We start from the raw sequence: 21,410 nt of genomic DNA on the forward strand, positions 1-21,410 counted from the left end.
CTGTCCCCACTCGATCTATCAGATTCGAGAGATCGGGTATCATGGAAAGGCTCCGCTACGGCGGGGCCTTTTTTGTGCCCGGCCATTTCCTGTGCCCGGCACTCTCTATGCCCGGCCCTTTCCGGCGTCGCAGCGGAGCCGTTGACGCCAGCGATCGCCTCGAGCGTATTGAGGCCTATCGGGCACGCCACATTGATCCACTGACCACTAGCAGGAGCCCAAGACGCATGCTGGACCGTATTCGCATCGTCCTCGTCCAGACATTCCACCCCGGCAATATTGGTGCCAGTGCCAGAGCCATGAAGACCATGGGCCTGAGCGACCTCGTGCTGGTCAATCCGCGGCAGTTTCCCGATGAAGAAGCGACTCGGCTCGCGGCTGGCGCTACCGATGTGATCGATGGCTGCCGGGTCGTCGAGTCACTCTCGGATGCGATTGCCGACTGCGTGCAGGTCATCGGGGCAAGCGCCCGCCTACGCAGTCTGCCACTGCCCTGCTATCACGGCGTCGAACCGATGATCGAGGCCAGCTGGCCCCGCTTGGCCGATGGCCCCGTGGCGATGGTGTTCGGCCGTGAACGCTATGGGCTCACCAATGAAGAAATTGGTCACTGTACCCATCAGCTCAACATCCCCGCCAACCCCGACTACGGCATCCTGAACCTGTCCCAGGCGGTCCAGATCGTCGCTTACGAAGCATTCAAGCGTCACACCCGCGAGGCCAGCGACGCTGCGAGTCGAACGTCCCGCGCCGGAGAGGCGTATCCGAACATCGAGCAGCTCGCCCATTTTCATGACCACCTTCACCGGGCGTTGACGAGCGCCGGCTTCCTCAATCAACCGCACGCCAAGACCGAAGCTCACCTGAAAGCGCTGTTCGCGCGCGCCGAACCGAGCCGCAAGGAACTCTCGATATTGCGCGGCGTGCTCAACGCGCTCGAGCGATCGGATCCAACCTGAACGGAAATACGTCGGCGTCGGAAGTGTCGAGATGTCGACGCAGCCCGCCACAGCCCCGCAGCCCTGTAGCTCCATAGTCCCGAGGCCATTCACCGCCTTGGCGCGGTCTACAACACCGGGCGGCTTTGACAACGGACAATTTGCCATAGAGAATGGGAATCACTCTCACTAAATGGCAGAACGACCATGCCCACGGAACGTTCTCAACTCTATTACACCTGCGTCTTCCTGCACGTCTCGTTTCAGGCCGTGCAAGCATCCATTGCCCCCTCGACGCTGACCACGCCTTGCTGGCTGGATTCGCAGATGCTCAAGATGCTGCTTCGCGAACTGAAGCGATCGCGCGAGGCCTCGGCCCCTTTTGCCGATGTCCACGCGTCGCTGGATACCGCGACCTATCACTGCGGGCTGCTGATGGCGCAGTGCCCGGCTGCGCTGGACCGGCAGCTTTGCCGTTACCACCTGGAAGCGATCATCGTCCCGCTTCGTCAGGCCGTGACTCGATTGTCCGGCAACGATGTCGCCAGCCACGGTACTGGCAAAGGCCGGCGCATTCGCGACTGGCTGAAGCGCTGAACTCGATCTCGCCAGTCATGATCACGTTGAGCCGAGTCTGGCTCAGCGCTGGCCCGGATTCTGGCGACTAGACGAACCGACGTCTTCAGGGCCAATCCTTCCGGCCATTAAAACCTCAGCTATAAAACCTCAGACATAAAATCTCAGACATAAAAAAACAGCGCCCGGAGGCGCTGTTTTTCGTAGGCAGTGACGACTCCGAAGAATCAGTCCTGGCCCATCTGCTGCTTGATCAGATCACCGATGGTGGTCGGACCATTGGTCTCGACTTCCTGATCACGCAGTTTGCTCATGTTGCGACGCGTGTCGACCTGATCCTTCGCTTTGATGGACAGGTTGATAGCGCGGCTCTTGCGATCAACGTTGACGATCTTGGCTTCGACGCTGTCACCTTCGTTCAGCACGTTGCGCGCATCTTCCACGCGGTCGGCGCTGATTTCGGAGGCCTTCAGTACGCCGATGACATCGGTCGCCAGTTCGACGTGAGCTTCCTTGGCATCGACTTCGATGATACGGCCGGTAACCACGGCGCCCTTGTCGTTGACGGCGAGGAACTCGGAAACCGGATCGGTCTCGAGCTGCTTGATGCCCAGCGAGATGCGCTCACGCTCCGGATCGATCGAGAGGATGACGGCTTCCGCTTCGTCGCCCTTCTTGAACTGACGGACCGCTTCTTCGCCAGTCTCGCTCCAGGAGATGTCGGACAGGTGTACCAGACCGTCGATACCGCCTTCCAGACCGATGAAGATACCGAAATCGGTGATCGACTTGATCGTACCGGCAACGCGGTCGCCCTTGTTGTAGCGCGCGCTGAAGTCTTCCCACGGGTTGGTGGTGCACTGCTTGATACCCAGGGAGATGCGGCGACGCTCTTCGTCGATATCCAGCACCATGACCTGAACTTCGTCACCGACCTGAACGACCTTGGACGGATGGATGTTCTTGTTGGTCCAGTCCATTTCGGAGACGTGAACCAGACCCTCGACACCCTCTTCCAGCTCGGCGAAGCAGCCGTAGTCGGTCAGATTGGTGACGCGAGCGTTGACTTTGGTGCCTTCCGGATAACGGTCGACGATGTTGACCCACGGATCTTCGCCCAGCTGCTTCAGACCCAGCGACACGCGGTTGCGCTCGCGGTCGAACTTCAGCACCTTGACGTTGATCTCGTCGCCGACGGCCACGATCTCGCTCGGGTGCTTGATGCGCTTCCAGGCCATATCGGTGATGTGAAGCAGACCGTCGACGCCACCGAGATCGACGAATGCGCCGTAGTCGGTGAGGTTCTTGACGATACCGTTGATCTGCTGGCCTTCCTGCAGGGTAGCGAGCAGCGCTTCACGCTCGGCACTGTTCTCGGCTTCGAGAACGGCACGGCGGGAGACAACGACGTTGTTGCGCTTCGGATCGAGCTTGATGACCTTGAAGTCCAGCTCTTTATGCTCCAGGTGCGCGGTATCGCGAACCGGACGCACGTCGACCAGGGAGCCCGGCAGGAACGCGCGGATGGAAGCCACGTCGACGGTGAAGCCGCCCTTGACCTTGCCGTTGATCACGCCCTTGACGATCTCGTCCTTCTCGAAGGCGGCTTCCAGCTCTTTCCAGGCTTCGGCGCGCTTGGCCTTCTCGCGGGACAGGCGGGTTTCGCCGAAACCGTCTTCCACGGCTTCCAGCGCGACCTTGACTTCATCGCCGACAGCGATGGTCATTTCGCCGTTGTCATCGCGGAACTGAGCCGCAGGGATCTGACCCTCGGACTTCAGACCGGCGTTGACGGTAATCCAGTCACCTTCGATGTCCACCACGGTCGCCATGACGATGGCACCGGGTTCCATGTTGATGTCCTGGAGAGACTGTTCGAATAACTCAGCAAAGCTTTCGCTCATGTGATTCCTACGTGATCAACGTTGATGGCGGTCGGGCCGCCTTCCTCCGCACCACCAGCGAGTGCGGGCCTTATCGACATATCCCTGGGGATGTTGGCGCTGGTTCGACCTGCAACGACTAATCAGTCGGGTCGCTGCACGTCATGACATCTTGCCAGGGGCCCCGGGAGCGGAAGTGTGTCGTCGGCTAATGCCTCGAACCCGCGATCAGCGACAGCAGTCAATGATCGGCGAGGTTACGCTCGGCGAGCAGCGTCTCGATACGCTCCACGACTTCCGGTATATCCAGCTGCGTCGTGTCCAGCTCGATGGCATCGTCTGCCGGTTTGAGCGGGGCAACGGCTCGCTGCATATCACGCGCGTCGCGCGCTTGGATTTCTTCCAAAAGGGTCGAGAGTCTAGCATCTTCCCCCGCCTGCTGCAATTGCAGCTGCCGGCGGCGCGCCCGCTCCTCGGCCGACGCGGTAAGGTAGATTTTGAGCGGCGCTTCGGGAAAGACCACGGTCCCCATGTCACGGCCGTCGGCCACCAGGCCAGGTGCCTTGCAGAAATCGCGCTGGCGCTGCAGCAGCGCATCACGGACCGGGGGCAGCGCCGCCACCTGAGATGCCGCGCCGCCCACACCCTCGCTGCGAATGGCGATCGTGACATCGTCGCCCTCGAGCAGAATGCTCGTCCGCCCCGCCTCCACCGCGAACACCACGTCGAGCGAGCGCGCCTGGTCAGCCAGCGCCGTGGCATCGTCGACGGCCACGCCCTTGCGCAGCGCCGCCAGCGCCGTCAGCCGATAGAGCGCGCCGGAGTCGAGCAGGTGCCAACCAAGATGCTCCGCGATCATGCGGCTGATGGTGCCTTTTCCGGCTCCGCCGGGGCCGTCGATGGTCAGAATCGGCGCGGTCTGGCTCATGTCATGTCCCTTTGTCTGTTGGATCGCGCTTCGCGCTCTTGGTTCTGTTGGATCTCGCTTCGCGCTGCTAAATCCTGCTTCGCGCTGTCGGATCTCGTCTCGTCACTTCCCGACACGGCGTCTTCACTCGCGTGCCGGGTGATACGTTGCCGAACTCAGCGCGTGGTTTGCACAAGCGTCAGCCCGACCCGATTCGCCAGATCGACGAAACCGGGGAACGACGTTGCCACGTTGGCACAGTCATCGATGACGATCGGTGCGCTGGCGCGCAGCGCGGCGACGGTGAACGCCATCGCGATACGATGATCGCCCAGACTGTCTACCTGACCGCCACCATAGTTCGGCTGGTCTCCGCCCTTGCCGACGACATCGATACCGTCCGGGTAGACGGTCGTCTCGACACCGAGGATCTCGAGCCCATCGGCCATCGCCTTGATACGATCGGACTCCTTGACGCGAAGCTCTTCGGCGCCTCGCAGGCGCGTCGTTCCCTCGGCGTTGGCCGCCGCGACGAACAGCGCCGGAAACTCGTCGATCGCGAGCGGCACCTGGTCGACCGGAATGTCGATACCCTTGAGCGGTGCATGGCGAATGTGCAGATCGGCGACCGGCTCGCCGCCGACCTCTCGCGGATTCTCCAGCCGCAGATCCGCCCCCATCTGCTTGAGAATATTGATCACGCCGATGCGAGTCGGATTGACGCCGACATGCTCGAGCACCAGATCCGAGCCCGGGGTGATCGCCGCCGCGACCAGAAAAAAGGTCGCCGACGAAATGTCCGACGGTACATCGATCGGTGCACTGGTCAGCGCCCCGCCGCCCTGCAGCTTCGCCAGGTCACCCTCGCGCGCCACCGGGTAGCCGAAGCCATTGAGCATGCGCTCGGTGTGATCGCGCGTTGGCGCGGGCTCGCGAACGCGGGTTTCGCCCTTGGCGTAGAGGCCGGCCAGCAGCAGACAGGATTTGACCTGTGCGCTCGCCATCGGCATGTCGTAATCGATGCCCTTGAGCGGCTGACCACCATGAATCTTCAACGGCGGCCGGCCGCCCTCGGCGGTATCGATCCGAGCGCCCATCAGGCGCAGCGGATCCGCCACCCGCGCCATCGGGCGCTTGGTCAGCGAGGCATCGCCGGTCAGCTCGGTGTCGAACTCCTGCCCCGCGAGCAGGCCAGCGAACAGGCGCATCGCCGTTCCCGAGTTGCCGACATAGATCGGGCCGGCGGGCTTCGTCAGGCCATGCAGGCCAACCCCGTGAATCGTCACTCGCCCCTGATAGGGTCCTTCGATAGCGACTCCCATATCGCGAAACGCCTGCAGCGTCGCCAGGCTATCCTCACCTTCGAGAAAGCCCTTGACCTCGGTCACGCCGTTGGCAAGTGCGCCGAGCATGATCGAACGGTGGGAGATGGACTTGTCGCCAGGCACGCGAATGCGTCCGTTGACCGCTCCCCCGGGAGAGACTTCGTACTGAACCTGCCGTGCTTCCATGGTCTGATAACTCGTCTGATTCAACAGCGTTTCGAAATGGTGTCGCGCATGGCTGGCGCGATCGAACGTTCCCAGCATGGCGTCGCTGTCGCCCTGCTCCACCGCACGCCGCAGCCGCGAAAGGCCCGCCTCGAACTCGTCCAGGGCGCCCAGCAATGCCTCCCGATTGGCGCAGAAGATGTCACGCCACATGACAGGATCGCTGCCCGCGATGCGGGTGAAATCGCGAAACCCGCCCGCGGCGTAGCGGAATATCTCCAGCCGCTCGTCCTGACGCGCCAGCGTGTCGACCAGAGAAAATGCCAGCATGTGCGGCAGATGACTGGTACGCGCCAGCACCTGATCGTGGCGCGCGACCGACATCTCGAGCACCTCGGCACCGCAGCCCTGCCACAGCGCGCGCACCTGATCCACGGCATCGCGATCGGCCTCGGGCTGCGGCGTCAGGATCACCTTATGACGCCGGTAGAGCGCAGGGTTGGCGGCAGCGACGCCGCTCTTCTCGGAACCGGCAATCGGATGGCCGGGCACGAAGCGCGTCGGTAGCGCGCCGAACGCCTGCGCCGCCGCCTCGCAGACGACACCCTTGGTGCTGCCGACATCGGTCAGTATGCGCTCGCCCAGACAGCCCGCCAGTCGCTCGAACACGCTCGCCATCGCCAGCACCGGCACCGCCAGCACGACGATGTCGCTCTGCGCGACCCAGGTTTCCAGCTCTGGCCCGCCAGCATCGATCACGCCCATCTCGAGCCCCTTGGCGATCTCCTCCGGGTCTCGATCACAGGCCAGGACGCGCCCCTGATACGCGCTTGCCTTCAACGCCGCGGCAAGCGAGCCGCCGATCATGCCGAGACCGACGATCAGCACGGCCGCCGAACTTGTCGTCGTTGACCGCATCCTCAGAGCACACCGACCGGGTAGGAACCCAGCACCTTCATGTCGGAAGCCCGCTGCTTGACCTCTTCGAGCGCGCTGGCGATCTCGGGTTGCTCCATGTGTCCCTTGAAGTCGATGAAGAAGACATAGTTCCAGGCACCGGTCCGCGAGGGCCGTGTCTCGAGCCGGGTGAGGTCGACATGATGACGATGAAACGGCTCGAGCAGTTCGTGCAGCACGCCAGGCTCGTTACGCATGGCGACCACCAGCGACGTCTTGTCATTGCCCGAGGGCGGCACGGACTCGTTACCGATGATGAGGAAGCGGGTCGAGTTGTCGGGGCGGTCTTCGATCTTCTCGGCGACGTGATCGAGTCCGTAGAGCTGCGCCGCCATATCCCCGGCGATCGCCGCACTATGCCACTCGGTCTTGACCATGCGCGCCGCTTCGGCGTTGGAGGAGACCGCGATACGCTCGGCGTGCGGGTAGTGCGCATCGAGCCACTTGCGACACTGCGCGAACGACTGCGGGTGCGAGTAGATTCGCGAGATCTTGTCCTGGCGCGTGATGCTCGAGATCAGCAGATGGTGATGAATGCGCAACACCACCTCGCCGCTGATATGCAGCCCCGAGTCCATGAACGAGTCGAGCGTATTGTTGACCACACCCTCGGTCGAGTTTTCCACCGGCACGACGCCGTAATTGACCGCTCCAGCCTCGACTTCGCGAAAGACTTCATCGATAGCGGCCATCGGCCGGCTGATGGCGCTGTGGCCAAAGTGCTTCAGCGCCGCCTGTTGCGTGAAGGTGCCTTCCGGCCCCAGAAACGCGACCTTGATCGGCTTCTCGAGCGCCAGACACGCCGACATGATCTCGCGGAAAAGGCGTGCCATCTCTTCCCCGTGCAGCGGTCCGGGATTGTTCTCCATGACCCGGCGCAGCACCTGTGCCTCCCGCTCGGGGCGGTAGAAGACGGCATCGGGATCGTCGGCCGTTTTCACGTGCGCCACTTCCTGCGCGCAGGCCGCCCGTTCGCTGATCAGGCGCAGCAGCTCGCTGTCGATGGTATCGATACGCTGGCGCAGATCGGCCAGATCCGGCCCCGGAGTGGGCTTGTCACTCATAGTCATTTCCCGGCAACACGATGACTGGATCAAAGCGAGGGCGCCTGAAGAGGCGCCCTCGACCAGTCTGTCTTTAAAATCTTACACGGCGCCCGTCGAAAAGCGCGTAACGAAACGTCAGCACCTGTGGTGCCTCACGACCGCCAGACGACAGCGCAGCTCAACCGCAGCGTCGCTCAACCGCAACGCCGCTCGAAATCCTGCATGAAGGCGACCAGCGCCCGCACGTCCGCCTCGGTCACGGCATTGTAGAAACTGGCACGCATGCCGCCGACACTGCGGTGGCCTTTCAGATTGAGCAGCCCTGCGGCTTCGGCCTCTTCGAGGAAGCGACCATTGAGCGCATCGTCGGCCAGCGTGAATGGCACGTTCATGATCGAACGGTTCGCCGGCTCGATCGGATTGGCATAGAAATCGCTACCGTCGATCGCGGCGTAGAGAGCCTCGCACTTGCGGCGGTTGATCGCCTCCATCTCGGCCACGCCGCCGACATCGTTCTTGAGCCAATCGAAGACCAGGCCGGCCAGATACCAGGCATACGTGGGCGGCGTGTTGATCATCGAGTCGTTGTCGGCGTAGACCTTCCAGCCCAGCAGAGACGGCGCGGTGGGTATCGCGCGCTCGAGCAGATCGTCGCGCACGATGACGACGGTGATCCCCGCCGGGCCGATGTTCTTCTGCGCGCCGGCGTAGATGACGCCATACCGGCTGACGTCGATCGGCGTGGACAGAATCGAGGAGGACATGTCGCAAACCAGCGGCACATCGACCTCCGGCACATAATCGAACGCCAACCCACCGATGGTCTCGTTATGACAGTAATGCAGGTAGGCGGCATCGCTCGACAGCGCAATGTCGTCCGGGCGCGGCACATGCACATAGCCATTGCCCTGCGTCGAACCCGCGATGTGCGCACCGGCAAGATGCTTCGCTTCCTTGATTGCCTTGGCCGACCAGATGCCGGTATCCAGATAGTTCGGCGTCCCGCCCGACCCGAGCAGATTCAACGGCACGCAGGCGAACTGCAGGGTGGCGCCGCCCTGCATGAACAGAACGCGGTAGTTGTCGGGAATCGCCAGCAGCTCGCGCAGATCGCGCTCCGCTCGCGCGGCGATGCCTTCGAAAACCGGGCTGCGGTGACTCATCTCCATCACCGACAGGCCCAGCCCCTGATAGTCGAGCATTTCGTCGCGAGCGCGTTCCAGAACAGCCGTCGGCATCGCCGCGGGACCAGCACAGAAGTTGTGCAGACGTGTCATTGCCAGGGATTCCTGATTCGTTGAAACCGAGAAAGACGCCCGGCGACGGCATCGGATCCGCCACGGGACGTCGTCCCCACTACTGATTGTTTCCGACTACCGATCGTTTTCCACTACCGATGCTTTTCGACTACCGATCGCTGCCCGCTACCGGCTCGTTCTCGTCGCGGGTTCGCACCCAAGACGTGATACCGCCGAACCGGCTTGACGACGCCCTCAGGCGTCGTCTTTCGGCTCGTTGCCGGCGTCCGTATCGCCGGACGCCGCGCTCTCGTCACCCGCAACCGCCCCGGCGTCATCGATAGCCACTTCGTCTTCAGCCAGCTCGTCTTCCTGGGGCTCGTCGACCCGCACCGTCTTGACCAGGCTTTCGCCTTCACCGGTTCGAATCAGCGTGACGCCCTGCGTATTGCGCGAGCTGATGGAGACCTCGGCCACTCGCGTGCGCACCAGCGTGCCACGGTCGGTGATCAGCATCATCTCGTCGCTCGAGCGCACCTGCATGGCCGCCACCAGCGCGCCGTTGCGCGCCGTGGTCTGCATGGCGATCACGCCCTGGCCACCGCGGCCGCGAATCGGGAACTCCTCGAGCCGCGTGCGCTTGCCGTAGCCATTCTGTGACGCGGTCAGGATGTAGATCTGCTCGTCGCCAACCTGGTTGCCGTCATCCGCTGCGGCATCGCTTTCGTTGTCGGCATCGGCATCGATGGTCTGGCTCTGCGGAATGATCAGGCTGATCACTTCGGCGCCATCAGCGAGGCGCATGCCACGCACGCCGCGCGCCGTGCGGCCCATCGAGCGCACGTTACCCTCTTCGAAGCGAATCGCCTTGCCGTTGGAAGAGAGCAGCATCACGTGATCCGAGCCGGAAGTGATCGCGGCGCCGACCAGGCGATCGCCCTCGTCGAGATCGATCGCGATCAGACCGACGCTGCGCGGCCGCGAGAACTGGTCGAGCGTCGTGCGCTTGACCGTGCCGCTCGCCGTGGCGAAGAAGATGTAGCTGTCCGGGTTGTATTCACGCACCGGCAGAATCGCATTGATCGCCTCGTCGGCGTCGAGCGGCAGCAGATTGACCAGCGGCTTGCCGCGCGAGCCCCGGCTGGCATTCGGCATCTCGTAGGTCTTGAGCCAGTACACCTTGCCGCGATTGGAGAACAGCAGCATGGTGTCGTGCGTCGAAGCCACCACCAGGTGCTCGATGACGTCTTCATCCTTCATGCTGGTCGCCGACTTGCCGCGCCCGCCGCGCTTCTGCGCCTGATAGTCGGAGATCGGCTGCGTCTTGGCATAGCCGCCGCGGGAGAGCGTGACCACCATGTCCTCCTCGGCGATCAGGTCCTCCATTCTCAGGTCGAGACGGCTGGTATGAATTTCGGTGCGGCGCTCGTCGCCATACTGGTCGCGAATGGCCTCGAGCTCTTCGCGGATGACCTCGAGCAGGCGCTCGGGCGAGGCCAGGATGTGGTTCAGCTCGGCGATCTTCTCGAGAATGCTCAGATACTCGTCGAGCAGCTTCTCGGTTTCCAGACCGGTCAGGCGATGCAGGCGCAGCTCGAGAATGGCCTGCGCCTGGGCCGGAGACAGGCGATACTGGGAACGGTCATCGTTGAGGCCGTAGCCCTCTTCCAGATCCTCGGGCTTGCAGGAAGTCGCCCCGGCGCGATCCAGCATGCCGGTCACCTGCCCCGGCTGCCACTCGCGCGCCAGCAGCTTCTCTTTCGCTTCGGCCGCGTTCGGCGAGGCCTTGATCAGCTCTATCACCTCGTCGATGTTGGAGATCGCGACCGTGAGACCTTCGAGGATGTGACCGCGCTCGCGCGCCTTCTTCAGTTCGTAGAGCGTGCGCCGGGTCACCACCTCGCGGCGGTGGCGCACGAAAGCTTCCAGCAGCTCCTTGAGATTCAACGTCTTGGGCTGGCCATCGTCGAGCGCGACGATATTGATGCCGAAAACGGTCTCGAGCTGAGTGTGGGCAAACAGGTTGTTGACCACCACATCACCGGACTCGCCGCGCTTGATCTCGATCACCACGCGCAGGCCGTCCTTGTCGGACTCATCGCGAAGTTCGGCAATGCCCTCGACGCGTTTGTCCTTGACCAGCTCGGCGATCTTCTCGATCAGGCGCGCCTTATTGACCTGATACGGCAGCTCGGTGATGACGATCTGGTCGCGTCCGCTCTTCTTGTCGAACTCGACCGTATGCTTGGCGCGCACATAGATGCGCCCGCGACCGGTACGGTACGCTTCGAGAATACCGGCGCGACCATTGATGATGCCGGCGGTAGGAAAATCGGGGCCGGGGATGTACTCCATCAGGTCATCGACCGAGAGCGTGTAATCCTCGATCAGCGCCAGACAGCCGTTGATCACCTCCACCATGTTGTGCGGCGGGATGTTGGTCGCCATGCCGACGGCGATGCCGGAGGCCCCGTTGATCAGCAGATTGGGGACCTTGGTCGGCAATACCTCGGGAATGCGCTCGGTACCGTCGTAGTTGTCGACCCAGTCGACGGTATCCTTCTCGAGATCGGCCAGCAGCTCGTGCGAGAGCCGCGCCATGCGCACCTCGGTGTAACGCATTGCCGCCGCGTTGTCGCCGTCGATGGAACCGAAATTGCCCTGACCGTCGACCAGTACGTGGCGCATCGAAAAGTGCTGCGCCATGCGTACGATGGTGTCGTAGACCGCGCTGTCACCGTGGGGGTGATACTTACCGATCACGTCGCCGACCACACGCGCCGACTTCTTGTATGGTTTGTTCCAGTCGTTGCTCAGCTCGTGCATCGCGTAGAGAACGCGCCGATGCACCGGCTTCAAGCCATCGCGGACGTCGGGCAGCGCGCGCCCGATGATGACGCTCATCGCGTAGTCCAGATAGGACTGCTTGAGCTCATCCTCGATGTTGACTGGCAGAATCTCTCTGGCGATATCACCCATGGGTCGTCAAATCCTTTGCGCCGCTGCCACGATCGTCAAGCGACCGTGGCAGCGTTAATGAAGCCCCGACAACACGACTGCCTGACGCAGCCGCGCAATCTCGGGATCATACCATTTCAGGGCTTCCAAAGGCAGGCTTGCAGAGGACGCATCGCCGCGCCCCCAGTCGGCGTTGTCAACGTTCGATGACCAGCGGCGCCAGACGCTCGCGCCACTCGCCGTCGAACGCGATGACATTGCCAGAGCGCTGATCGAGCAGCACGAACGTCAGCATTGCCTCGACCAAGACATCGCCGCTCTGTCGGTGGAGGATCCGATGGCCGACGCCGCCGCTGCGTCCACCGAGACGAGATAGCCAGGTCTCGACGACGAGATCATCGTTCATCACCGCCGCCCGGCGGTAATCGATGTTGAGATTGACCGCAACCAGCGCCACGCCCTCGGCCAGCGCCGCGGCGAACTCGGCATGATCGTCGACGAACGCCCAGCGGCCCTCCTCGAGAAACTCCAGATAGCGCGCGTGATTGACATGGCCGTAGCCATCGAGATGAAACCCGCGCACCCGCAACTCTGTCACCGTGATTCGAGAATCCATGCCGCTCTCCATGACACCCTCCGTGTTCCTGTCCGCTGTCGTCCGACCAACACCGTCTTAGCTCGCAGCTCGCAGCTCGAAGCTCGAAGCTCGAAGCTCACGAAAACATACGCTCGTTTGAAACACGGCCGCAAATGTCGATGGTCTAGCTCGGTGGTAACACCAGGGTCGTTTCGCCATAATGTGCCTCCTTTCAAACGGAACGGACGTATGTGGTTCAAGCACTGTCATCTTTATCGCTGCCATGACGTCGAGATCCTCCCGCTGGAGGATCTGGAAACCGCGCTGGCAGAATTTGCGTTTCGCCCGGTCTCTCCGCGCGAAGCACGTCGCGTCGGCTGGAGCGCGCCCGCCGGCAACCGCAGCGAGCAGCGCGCGCATGAGATTCAGGGCCATCGGCTACTGGCCATGCTGCGCCAGGAGCGTCTGCTGCCCGCCGCCGTGATCAACGAAGAGGTCAACGAGCGGCGCGAGGCGCGCGAGCAGGCCGAGGGCCAGCCGCTGACCCGGCGCGAGCGCCAGCTGCTCAAGGAGCAGGTGATGGAAGAGTTGCTGCCGCAGGCCTTCACTCGCACTCAGCGCGTGGAACTGTGGTGGGATACTCGCCGCCATCTCATCGGCATCAACGCTTCGAGTCGCAAGCGCGCCGAGGAGGTTCTCGACCTGCTGCGCCAGACGCTGGGGTCGCTCAAGGTCACGCCGCTGACGACGAAGACGCCGCCGGCCAAGGGAATGACCCAATGGCTCAGCGACGCCAGCAGCCGCCCCGCCAGCCTGCTGCTCGGCGACCAGGTGGAACTTCGCGCGGCAGAGGACGATGGCGTACTGCGTGCCCGCCAGGTCGATCTCGACAGTGAAGAGATACAATCACTGCTCGAGAACGGCCGTCAGGCCAGCCGTCTCAGCCTGGGCAGCGAAGGACAGCTGCGCACCGTGCTGCATGACGATCTGGCACTCAAGTCACTCGCCTTCGACGACGCCCTGCTGGATGAAGCCAGCCAGAGCGAAGACGGAGACGACCCCGCCGTGCGCCTGGAAACGGACTTTGCGCTCATGTCACAGACGCTCGCCACCTTCGTCGAGCAGCTGCTCGAATGGCTTGGCGGCGAGGCCGATCCTGCCACACCGACACCATGACGCAGAATTCGCACACCGATAATCCGAACAGCGCCGAGGCGGCGATCGATCTCGATCGCTTCGCCGACATTCGCCCCTATCACGACGACGAGGTGAAAGCGGTGCTCGCTCGCCTCGCTCACGATAGCGAGCTGCTCGATGCGATCACGCGCTATCGTCTGCCGCGCCTGGCCCGATTCGCCGGGCCGGTGGCGCGGGCCATCGTCAGCTTTCGCCTGCAGCGCGAGATGCGCGGCGTCTCCAGCATTCGTGACTTCCAGCTGCGCATCGCCGACTACATGGCGCGCATGATCAGCCAGACCACGCGCGGCTTCAGCGTCGAGGGGCTGGACAGGCTGTCGAAAGACCAGGCCTATCTATTCATTGGCAACCACCGGGATATCGCCCTCGACCCGGCCTTCGTCAACTATGCGCTGCACGTCGAGGGGCACGATACGGTGCGCATCGCGATCGGCGACAATCTGCTGCAGAAGCCTTTCGTCACCGATCTGATGCGGCTCAACAAGAGCTTCATCGTGCCGCGCTCGGCCAAGGGCAAACGCGCCATGCTCGCGGCCTATCAATCGCTCTCCGGCTATATTCGCCACTCGATCACCGACGACAACCATTCGGTGTGGCTTGCGCAGCGCGAAGGGCGCGCCAAGGATGGGATCGACCGCACCGACAGCGCGATCGTCAAGATGCTGTGCATGGCACGACGCCAGGAAGAGGCCGACAGCGATATCGGCCGCGCCGTGCGGGAGCTCAAGATCGTGCCGGTGTCGATCAGCTACGAGTTCGATCCGTGCGATCTCAACAAGGCGCGAGAACTCCACGCCAAGGAGACGGATGGCCGCTATCAGAAGGTCGAGTTCGAGGATATCTTCTCGATCGTCGCCGGCATCGTCGGTGACAAGGGGCGCGTCAAACTCGCCTTCGGCACACCGCTCGACGCCGACTTCGAGACACCTGACGCCGTTGCCGAAGAGATCGACCGCCAAGTGCTCGAGCACTATCCACTCTTCCCCAGTCACCAGCTGGCGCTGGCAGCGACAGGGCTGGCCCCGGACCTGGTCGATCTGTCCGCGGTAACCCCTGAGGACCGCGAGCGATTCGAGAGCCGGCTCGCCAAGGTACCGGAGGCCCTGCGCCACTGGTGGCTGATGCAGTACGCCAACCCGATCCTCAATCGCGCCGGCCGCGCCGAACGCCGCGACGACTGATCTCGCGGACGAACCCTCGAAGGCGCCAACCGATGGCGCCTTCGCCTCTCCTTACGCCTCCCGCTCCCGTCGGGGCCCGATGCCAGCGTTCTGGCATTCGACACCCGGAGCCGCGCACGAGCGCATCACCAGCTCACGTCTCGCATCTCGTCTTTCGTAGCTCGTCGCTCGTCGCTCACATCTCGTCGCTCATCGCCCGCATCTCGTCGCTCATCGCCCGCATCTCGTCGCTCGTAACGACCGCCGCGACAAACGGTCCTGGCGCCGTGAACGACGTTTTCTTACAATAAACTTAAAGTTAGCAATCTAATTAGCCAGGTTATATTCCCATGGGCTCCCTACCCGATCTCGACAGACTCGTCACGGCGCCAAGTCCTGCCGGCATGGGCTTCACGCAGCCACCGCACTCTCCCATCGTTCTGCAACGCGGTCACGGCCTGCTCAAGGCCGATGTCGTCCTGGTCGCGTATGAAGGCAAGCCGGCGGTCATGAAAGATTATCGACGCCATGCCGGCAGCTGGATGGCGCTTCCGGCTCGGCTGCTGATCCGCCATGAGACGCACATGCTCGAACGGCTGCGAGCGTGGCCGCACTCGCCACGCGTAGTCGGCCACGTCGGCAAGCTCGCCATGCTGATGGAATACGTGCCCGGCGAGATGCTCAGCGATTCGCTCACCCCGGCCAATCCACTCCATTTCGCCCAGTTGATGACCGTGATGAGCACGCTGCACGCCGCCTCGATCGTCCATAACGATATGCGAGGTTCGAACGTCATCGTCAACGGCGGGCGCCTGGTGCTGATCGATTTCGCCTCCGCCCTGTATTTGCCCGGCGGCAGACTATGGCGAATCCTGCTGAAACCGATGCGGCGCAGTGATATGGCCAACGTGCTCAAGTTCAAGCGAAAGCTGACCGGCGAAGACCCGACCGCCGATGAGCGCCGACTCGGCGCCAAGCCGGCCTGGATTCGACGCACGCAACGGGTGTGGAAGAAACGGCTGCTGCCGAGACTGAAGGCCCGCTTCGCCAGCGGCCAATGAGGCCCAAATTCGCAGCCGAAGCGCTGTTCGTTGGCGAAACGGTGGCAGCATGACGGTGGGAAGGAGTTCTATTGCGAAACTCTTTTCGCGAGCAGAGCTCTCTCCTACCAGAACCCGTACCCGAATCGGCACCAGCGAACATGTCCGGCCCAGGATGGAGAGAGCGAGTTCTACTGCGAAACTCTTTTAGTGAGCAGAGCTCTCTCCTACCAGAACCCGTGCCCCAATCGGCGCCAGCGAACATACCCGGATCAGGATGGCTGGAGCGAGTTCTACTGCGAAACTCTTTTCGTGAGCAGAGCTCTCTCCACCCAAAACCCGTACCCGAATCGGCACCAGCGAACATGTCCGGCCCAGGGTGCTGAGAGCGAGTTCTACTGCGAAACTCTTTTCGTGAGCAGAGCTCTCTCCACCCAAAACCCGTACCCGAATCGGCACCAGCGAACATGTCCGGCCCAGGGTGGTCGGAACGAGCTCAACTCGCGAAGCAGTGAGAACCAACGCCAGGCGCCAGATCGACCTTCCCCGCGCTCGCTTTGCACTACTTGCGCCAGAAGAACGGCATCAGCAGTACCAGCACCGTCAATATCTCCAGACGCCCCATCAGCATGCCCAGGCAAAGCAGCCATTTGGCCGCGGCGGGCAGCGAGGCGAAGTTGCCCGCCGGCCCGATGATATCGCCAAGGCCCGGGCCGACGTTGGTCAGCGCGGTCACCGCGCCGGTAATCGCGGTGACCATATCGAGCCCGAGGGCCGCCAGCGCCAGCGAAAGCACCGCCACCGTCAGAAAGAAAAAGAACGTGAAAGCGATGACCGCCCGCACCACTTCGTCGTTGAGCGGGCGCCCGTTATAACGCTGGGCGAAGATCCCGCTCGGATGCACGAGGTAGCGAAGCTGATTGACCAGCATCAGCACGCCGATCTGGAAGCGGAATATCTTCACGCCGCCGCTGGTCGAACCGCTGCAGCCGCCGACGAAGGTGATGAAGAAGAACGTGGTCACCGCCAGCGGCCCCCACTGGGTGTAGTCCTCGCTGGCATAGCCGGTCGTCGTGACCACCGAGATCACGTTGAACGCCACCTCGGTGAGCGCCTCGAACGGCGACTCGGCGAACACCGCCACGCGGTAGAGCGTCAGCGCACCGATCACGGTCACCAACAGCCACACCAGTCCGCGCACCTGCTGGTCTTGCCACAGGGCACCGCGGCTATCGCGCAGCAGTCGAATGTAGAGCACGAATGGCAGCGCCCCGCCCAGCATGAACAGGCAGCCGAGCCACAGGATCAGCGGCCGATCGTGATAGATACCGAACGAAGCATCGTAGTTGGCAAAGCCGCCTGTCGAGACCGAGCTCATGGCGTGCACGATCGCATCCAGCGTGCCCATGCCCGCCAGGCGATAGCTGACGATGGCCAATAGCGTGAAGCCGAGATAGATCACGGTGGAGGCCTTGGCGATCCCGCCCGCCCGCGGCAGCACCTTGTCCGACCAGTCGGAGGACTCCGTCTGGAACAGCCGCATGCCCCCCACCTTCAGAAACGGCAGAATCGCGATCGCCATCACGATGATGCCGATGCCGCCAAGCCACTGCATCAACCCGCGCCACAGCTTGAGGCCATCGGAAAGATTCTCGATGCCCGAGAGCACGGTCGAGCCGGTCGTGGTAATGGCCGAAATCGACTCGAATACCGCGTTGGTGAAGGAGAGCTGCGGTGCGCCCAGCACCAGCGGCAGGCTGGCGAAGGCGCTGATCGCGACCCAGCTCAAGGTGGTCAGAATGAACATGTGGCGCGTCTTCAGCTCGACCGGCGCTCCCCATGTCCAGGCGAGCAGCGAGCCCGACACCAGCGCCACCAGCCCCATCGACTTGAGAAACGCCCACAGATCCGGATCGTTCTCGAGGCCCAACAGCACGATCGGTGGCAGCATGAACAGCGCCAACACGATCAGCAGCAGTGCCAAAATCTTGAAAATCGGTTTGGCGTCTCGCAAGGCTTCCTCCACGTCCCGCCATTCGCACGAACGCTTCCGCTCGCGCGCAAAATGGAGCGATGATAGGCCAAAGTCGACGCCAGCACACCCCGGCAGCGCCGGTGCCCCGGTCAACCGCGAGCCTCGTTCGCGCCCGCCCGGAAGCCGACAGCCAACGAGGAACGACAAAGCGAGAGTGACAGCGCGCGTGTTAGGCTTTGTCTGAAAAGCCCACGAGCGAAGGCCAGACAAGGCAAAAATTGGCAAAAGAGCGGAGTTTACTGGGTGTAAATGAGCATCTTGAGCCGATTTTTAACGCTGTATGGGCAAGCGCAGTACTTTTCAGATAAGGCCTAAGGTGCGCGTACTGTGCCAAGCGAACCCCACTTCCCCCACCGTCAGACAGCGCCCCGCGCGCCAGGCTTCAAGGAGTCACCCATGAGTTCCGCCTCGGAAATGCAGAAGAACCGGATCATTGTCGAACTGCGCGCCTTCATCAAAAAGCTGCTGCAGGAGCCCGGCATTCTCGAAAACTCGCTCGCCATCGCCAAACGCCATTCGGACGGCAGCAATGACCCCAAGGCGTGGGCCGCCATCGCCAACGAGATTTCCGCCACGACCAGCGTGCACATTCCGGAAGATCCCGCCGAGCACTCGGACGCGGACAAGCTGTTTCTGGCGGTACTGCGGGAAGTGGTGGGGGAGGAGAAGGCGCTTTACTGAAGCGGTAAGCTTTAAGCTGGAAGCTGTAAGAAAAAGAAAGGCCGGCGAATGCCGGCCTAGTTGGGAAGTGCCTGGGAAAACTCACGCGCCCGCCACTGGGCACCCAACCGGAGCGTAGGAATCGTCCCAACCACCACCGGTCACACCACTTCCATCTGTTGCGCAAGTCCAAGTGCCTGTAGCGTCTCGCGTCCATGTCACAGTCGCACCACTCACTGCACTCGCAGCATTATTGCCCAAGGTCGCAGTAATAGTGGTTCCATCGGTGGCCCCAAAATCAACCTCAGGAATACCTAGAGAGGTTGTTTCGTCAACCGTTACTTCCTGCAGCAAGTCCGATCCTGTGAAACCGTCCTCACAATCTGTATTGCTAGTTTGGCCACTAAGGATGCAGGTCTCCACCGCGGTACGACCAGCACCGGACTCAGATACAACCCTGGCTACCTGAGTTCGCGCGACATAATTCTGATACTGCGGGATCGCGATGGCGGCGAGGATGCCGATGATCGCGACGACGATCATGAGTTCGATCAGGGTGAAGCCGCCCTGGCGACGGGCCTTGACCGGTGTTGGGGTTTGCATTGTCTGTTCCTGCATTGAGGTTCCCTGCCTTGCCGAGGTAAACCGGGGGCGACCGCGATAGCGCTGCCCTGCCGGACGTCTTCAACTCTCTTATCTCTCCGGCGCGCCCCCCTGGCGCTCGCCGAGCCCTGCGCGTACACCTGCGCATACCTGGCGCGCCGATAGATACGAAAAGTTACCTTGAGTGACACTTCACGCCGGTTATCGGCCACCTCCAAGAAAACTTAAAGAAAAAAGTCGCACCGCCGATATCCCTGGCATGACCTGATGAAGAGAGGAGCGGATCGACTGCCGCTCGCGTCGTCGATCGCGCGTGGCCGCCCGCCGTCACGCCGTCGAACGGCTTTCATTCCGCCTGACCCTGCCGAGGCCATGCCGATGTCGGAAGTTCTGCCCCAACGCCCACTGACCGGATTGGCCCGGCGCTTCGTCGAGCAGCAGCTGATCGGCGCCGAGGCGTGCGCGCAGGCGGAGCAGGCAGCGCGCGCGCAGGAGCAGACGCTGCTCGAGTATCTGGTTCGCGGCGGCAAGGTCGATGCGCGCGAAGCCGGCGTACTGGCCGCGCGGGAGTATGGTCTGCCCTTCCTCGATCTGGCCAAGGTCGACTGGGAGCGGCTGCCGATCGTCGAACCCGTGGCGGAAAAGGTGATCCGCCGCTTTCACGTGCTGCCGCTGGCGCGGGACGAGCGTCGCCTGACGGTGGCGATCGCCTTCCCGGCCACGCTCGCCCGGCTCGATGAGCTGCAGTTCACCACCGGACTCGCCATCGAGGGCGTGCTGGTCGCCTTCGATCAGCTCGAACAGGCGCTGGCCCGCCGCGACCGCCATCAGCACACCTCGGGCATGCTCGAGGCGCTGGACGAGGCAACCGAGTCGCTGACGCTCGACAGCACGGAGGTCGATCTGGAGCGGGAGGCGGCGGCACTGGATCAGGGCGGCGAGGACGACGAGCCGGTCGTGCGCTTCGTCAACAAGATTCTGCGCGACGCAATTCAGCGTGGCGCCTCGGACATTCACTTCGAACCCTATGAAGTGAGCTATCGCATCCGGTTCCGGGTCGACGGCATGCTGCTGGAGATCGCCCGCCCGCCGCTGAACCTGCGCACGCGCCTCGCGGCGCGGGTCAAGGTGATGGCGCGGCTGGATATCTCCGAACGACGGCTGCCGCAGGATGGCGCCATGAAGGTGCGCCTGGACGCCAAGCGAGCGATCGATTTCCGCGTCAACACGCTGCCGACCGTCTTCGGCGAGAAGATCGTGCTGCGTCTGCTCGATGCCCAGACCGCCAGCTGGGGCGTCGACGCTCTCGGCTTTTCACCGCCTCAGCGGCAGCTGTTCGAGGCGGCGCTGGCGGAGCCACAGGGCATGATTCTGGTCACCGGCCCGACCGGCAGCGGCAAGACGGTCACGCTTTACACCGGCATCAATCTGCTCAACACCGAGGAGCGCAATATCTCCACGGCGGAAGATCCGGTCGAGCTGAAAGTGCCGGGCGTCAATCAGGTCAACGTGCAGCCCCGCATCGGGCTCGATTTCGCCAGCGCCCTGCGCGCCTTTTTGCGCCAGGATCCGGACGTCGTCATGGTCGGCGAGATTCGTGATCTGGAAACGGCCGAGATCGCGGTCAAGGCGGCACAGACCGGTCATCTCGTGCTCTCCACGCTGCACACCAACTCCGCCGCCGAGACGCTGACGCGGCTGCGCAACATGGGCGTGGCGAGCTTCAATATCGCGAGCTCGGTCTCGCTGATCATCGCCCAGCGTCTGGCGCGTCTGCTCTGCCCACGCTGCAAGACGCCGGCGGATATCCCCGCCGATATCCTGTTGAAAGAGGGCGTTTCTCCCGAGCGACTGGCTGACGCCACGCTGTATCAGGCGGTCGGCTGTGATCACTGCACGCTCGGCTACAAGGGGCGGGTCGGCCTCTACGAGGTCGTGCCGGTCAGCGACACCATGAGCCAGATGATCATGGGCGACAGTCACGCGCTGGAACTCGCCGCGCAGGCGCGACAGGAGGGACATCCGGGGTTACGTCAGAGCGGTATCGAAAAGGTACTCCAGGGACTGACCAGCCTGGAGGAGATCAACCGGGTCACGACCGACTGACGCAGCAGTTCCGTGCCGCTTCGAGCGCGACGCGGCCGT

At 62.9% G+C, this 21,410-nt stretch carries 16 protein-coding genes; 7 read left to right on the forward strand and 9 right to left on the reverse strand.

Going from position 1 to position 21,410, the window contains the following annotated elements:
* Window positions 1–227 precede the first annotated feature (227 nt).
* Together IE125_RS13940 and IE125_RS13945 are read left to right on the forward strand one after the other, a co-directional pair.
* Window positions 228–959 carry an RNA methyltransferase gene (locus tag IE125_RS13940; protein ID WP_189445289.1) on the forward strand — a complete coding sequence of 244 codons (732 nt, stop codon included), beginning with the start codon at window positions 228–230 and terminating at the stop codon, window positions 957–959.
* Between the two features lie 186 nt (window positions 960–1,145).
* A complete protein-coding gene (locus tag IE125_RS13945) occupies window positions 1,146–1,535 on the forward strand; it encodes a hypothetical protein (protein WP_189445290.1) in 390 nt (129 codons plus the stop codon).
* A gap of 206 nt (window positions 1,536–1,741) precedes the next feature.
* On the opposite strand, the gene rpsA is transcribed toward IE125_RS13945, so the two are convergent.
* From rpsA to IE125_RS13980, 7 genes are all read right to left on the reverse strand, one after another.
* Window positions 1,742–3,418 (reverse strand): 30S ribosomal protein S1, encoded by a 1,677-nt coding sequence (rpsA, locus tag IE125_RS13950; protein WP_189445291.1) that lies wholly within the window; start codon window positions 3,416–3,418, stop codon window positions 1,742–1,744.
* A 220-nt stretch (window positions 3,419–3,638) separates the two neighbouring features.
* Window positions 3,639–4,325 (reverse strand): (d)CMP kinase, encoded by a 687-nt coding sequence (gene cmk, locus IE125_RS13955; RefSeq protein WP_189445292.1) that lies wholly within the window; start codon window positions 4,323–4,325, stop codon window positions 3,639–3,641.
* Window positions 4,326–4,480: 155 nt separating this feature from the next.
* The gene (locus IE125_RS13960) at window positions 4,481–6,712 is read right to left on the reverse strand and encodes a bifunctional prephenate dehydrogenase/3-phosphoshikimate 1-carboxyvinyltransferase (protein ID WP_189445293.1); all 2,232 of its coding nucleotides are present in this window, start codon (window positions 6,710–6,712) and stop codon (window positions 4,481–4,483) included.
* Window positions 6,713–6,714: 2 nt separating this feature from the next.
* Complete coding sequence (pheA, locus tag IE125_RS13965) at window positions 6,715–7,815, reverse strand: prephenate dehydratase (RefSeq protein WP_189445294.1); 1,101 nt, start codon at window positions 7,813–7,815, stop codon at window positions 6,715–6,717.
* Between the two features lie 176 nt (window positions 7,816–7,991).
* Window positions 7,992–9,074, reverse strand: a complete 1,083-nt coding sequence (serC, locus tag IE125_RS13970; protein WP_189445295.1) for a 3-phosphoserine/phosphohydroxythreonine transaminase — start codon at window positions 9,072–9,074, stop codon at window positions 7,992–7,994.
* A 216-nt stretch (window positions 9,075–9,290) separates the two neighbouring features.
* Window positions 9,291–12,014 (reverse strand): DNA gyrase subunit A, encoded by a 2,724-nt coding sequence (gyrA, locus tag IE125_RS13975; protein ID WP_189445296.1) that lies wholly within the window; start codon window positions 12,012–12,014, stop codon window positions 9,291–9,293.
* Window positions 12,015–12,189: 175 nt separating this feature from the next.
* Complete coding sequence (locus IE125_RS13980) at window positions 12,190–12,609, reverse strand: acyl-CoA thioesterase (RefSeq protein ID WP_189445297.1); 420 nt, start codon at window positions 12,607–12,609, stop codon at window positions 12,190–12,192.
* A 210-nt stretch (window positions 12,610–12,819) separates the two neighbouring features.
* Here IE125_RS13980 and IE125_RS13985 point away from each other — a divergent pair, with 210 nt between their 5' ends.
* The 3 genes from IE125_RS13985 (at window position 12,820) to IE125_RS13995 (ending at window position 15,988) form a co-directional block, all read left to right on the forward strand.
* Window positions 12,820–13,746, forward strand: a complete 927-nt coding sequence (locus IE125_RS13985; protein ID WP_189445298.1) for a recombination-associated protein RdgC — start codon at window positions 12,820–12,822, stop codon at window positions 13,744–13,746.
* A complete protein-coding gene (locus tag IE125_RS13990) occupies window positions 13,743–14,948 on the forward strand; it encodes a 1-acyl-sn-glycerol-3-phosphate acyltransferase (protein WP_189445299.1) in 1,206 nt (401 codons plus the stop codon). Before IE125_RS13985 ends, IE125_RS13990 begins: the two co-directional genes overlap by 4 nt.
* Before the next feature lie 329 nt (window positions 14,949–15,277).
* The gene (locus IE125_RS13995; RefSeq protein WP_189445300.1) at window positions 15,278–15,988 is read left to right on the forward strand and encodes an RIO1 family regulatory kinase/ATPase domain-containing protein; all 711 of its coding nucleotides are present in this window, start codon (window positions 15,278–15,280) and stop codon (window positions 15,986–15,988) included.
* Window positions 15,989–16,529: 541 nt separating this feature from the next.
* On the opposite strand, the gene IE125_RS14000 is transcribed toward IE125_RS13995, so the two are convergent.
* Window positions 16,530–17,981, reverse strand: a complete 1,452-nt coding sequence (locus IE125_RS14000) for a TrkH family potassium uptake protein (RefSeq protein WP_229809121.1) — start codon at window positions 17,979–17,981, stop codon at window positions 16,530–16,532.
* Window positions 17,982–18,398: 417 nt separating this feature from the next.
* Here IE125_RS14000 and IE125_RS14005 point away from each other — a divergent pair, with 417 nt between their 5' ends.
* Entirely contained in the window at window positions 18,399–18,683 is a 285-nt protein-coding gene (locus tag IE125_RS14005; protein WP_189445301.1) for a hypothetical protein, read from the forward strand.
* An 81-nt stretch (window positions 18,684–18,764) separates the two neighbouring features.
* Here IE125_RS14005 and IE125_RS14010 read toward each other — a convergent pair whose 3' ends face one another.
* Window positions 18,765–19,265: a pilin gene (locus tag IE125_RS14010; RefSeq protein ID WP_189445302.1), complete on the reverse strand. Its 501-nt coding sequence runs from the start codon at window positions 19,263–19,265 to the stop codon at window positions 18,765–18,767.
* A gap of 378 nt (window positions 19,266–19,643) precedes the next feature.
* Between IE125_RS14010 and pilB the strand changes: the two genes are divergently transcribed.
* Window positions 19,644–21,371, forward strand: coding sequence for a type IV-A pilus assembly ATPase PilB (gene pilB, locus IE125_RS14015; protein ID WP_229809122.1), 1,728 nt, complete (start codon window positions 19,644–19,646; stop codon window positions 21,369–21,371).
* Window positions 21,372–21,410: the final 39 nt, after the last annotated feature.

This window comes from Salinicola rhizosphaerae, assembly GCF_014652715.1.
Classification (GTDB): Bacteria; Pseudomonadota; Gammaproteobacteria; order Pseudomonadales; family Halomonadaceae; genus Salinicola; species Salinicola rhizosphaerae.

Excerpts from the sequence above, each read along its gene's own strand:
- IE125_RS13940 (WP_189445289.1), top strand. The coding sequence starts at position 228 with ATGCTGGACCGTATTCGCATCGTCCTCGTCCAGACATTCCACCCCGGC.
- IE125_RS13945 (WP_189445290.1), top strand. The coding sequence starts at position 1,146 with ATGCCCACGGAACGTTCTCAACTCTATTACACCTGCGTCTTCCTGCAC.
- rpsA (WP_189445291.1), bottom strand. The coding sequence starts at position 3,418 with ATGAGCGAAAGCTTTGCTGAGTTATTCGAACAGTCTCTCCAGGACATC.
- cmk (WP_189445292.1), bottom strand. The coding sequence starts at position 4,325 with ATGAGCCAGACCGCGCCGATTCTGACCATCGACGGCCCCGGCGGAGCC.
- IE125_RS13960 (WP_189445293.1), bottom strand. The coding sequence starts at position 6,712 with ATGCGGTCAACGACGACAAGTTCGGCGGCCGTGCTGATCGTCGGTCTC.
- pheA (WP_189445294.1), bottom strand. The coding sequence starts at position 7,815 with ATGAGTGACAAGCCCACTCCGGGGCCGGATCTGGCCGATCTGCGCCAG.
- serC (WP_189445295.1), bottom strand. The coding sequence starts at position 9,074 with ATGACACGTCTGCACAACTTCTGTGCTGGTCCCGCGGCGATGCCGACG.
- gyrA (WP_189445296.1), bottom strand. The coding sequence starts at position 12,014 with ATGGGTGATATCGCCAGAGAGATTCTGCCAGTCAACATCGAGGATGAG.
- IE125_RS13980 (WP_189445297.1), bottom strand. The coding sequence starts at position 12,609 with ATGGATTCTCGAATCACGGTGACAGAGTTGCGGGTGCGCGGGTTTCAT.
- IE125_RS13985 (WP_189445298.1), top strand. The coding sequence starts at position 12,820 with ATGTGGTTCAAGCACTGTCATCTTTATCGCTGCCATGACGTCGAGATC.
- IE125_RS13990 (WP_189445299.1), top strand. The coding sequence starts at position 13,743 with ATGACGCAGAATTCGCACACCGATAATCCGAACAGCGCCGAGGCGGCG.
- IE125_RS13995 (WP_189445300.1), top strand. The coding sequence starts at position 15,278 with ATGGGCTCCCTACCCGATCTCGACAGACTCGTCACGGCGCCAAGTCCT.
- IE125_RS14005 (WP_189445301.1), top strand. The coding sequence starts at position 18,399 with ATGAGTTCCGCCTCGGAAATGCAGAAGAACCGGATCATTGTCGAACTG.
- IE125_RS14010 (WP_189445302.1), bottom strand. The coding sequence starts at position 19,265 with ATGCAAACCCCAACACCGGTCAAGGCCCGTCGCCAGGGCGGCTTCACC.
- pilB (WP_229809122.1), top strand. The coding sequence starts at position 19,644 with ATGTCGGAAGTTCTGCCCCAACGCCCACTGACCGGATTGGCCCGGCGC.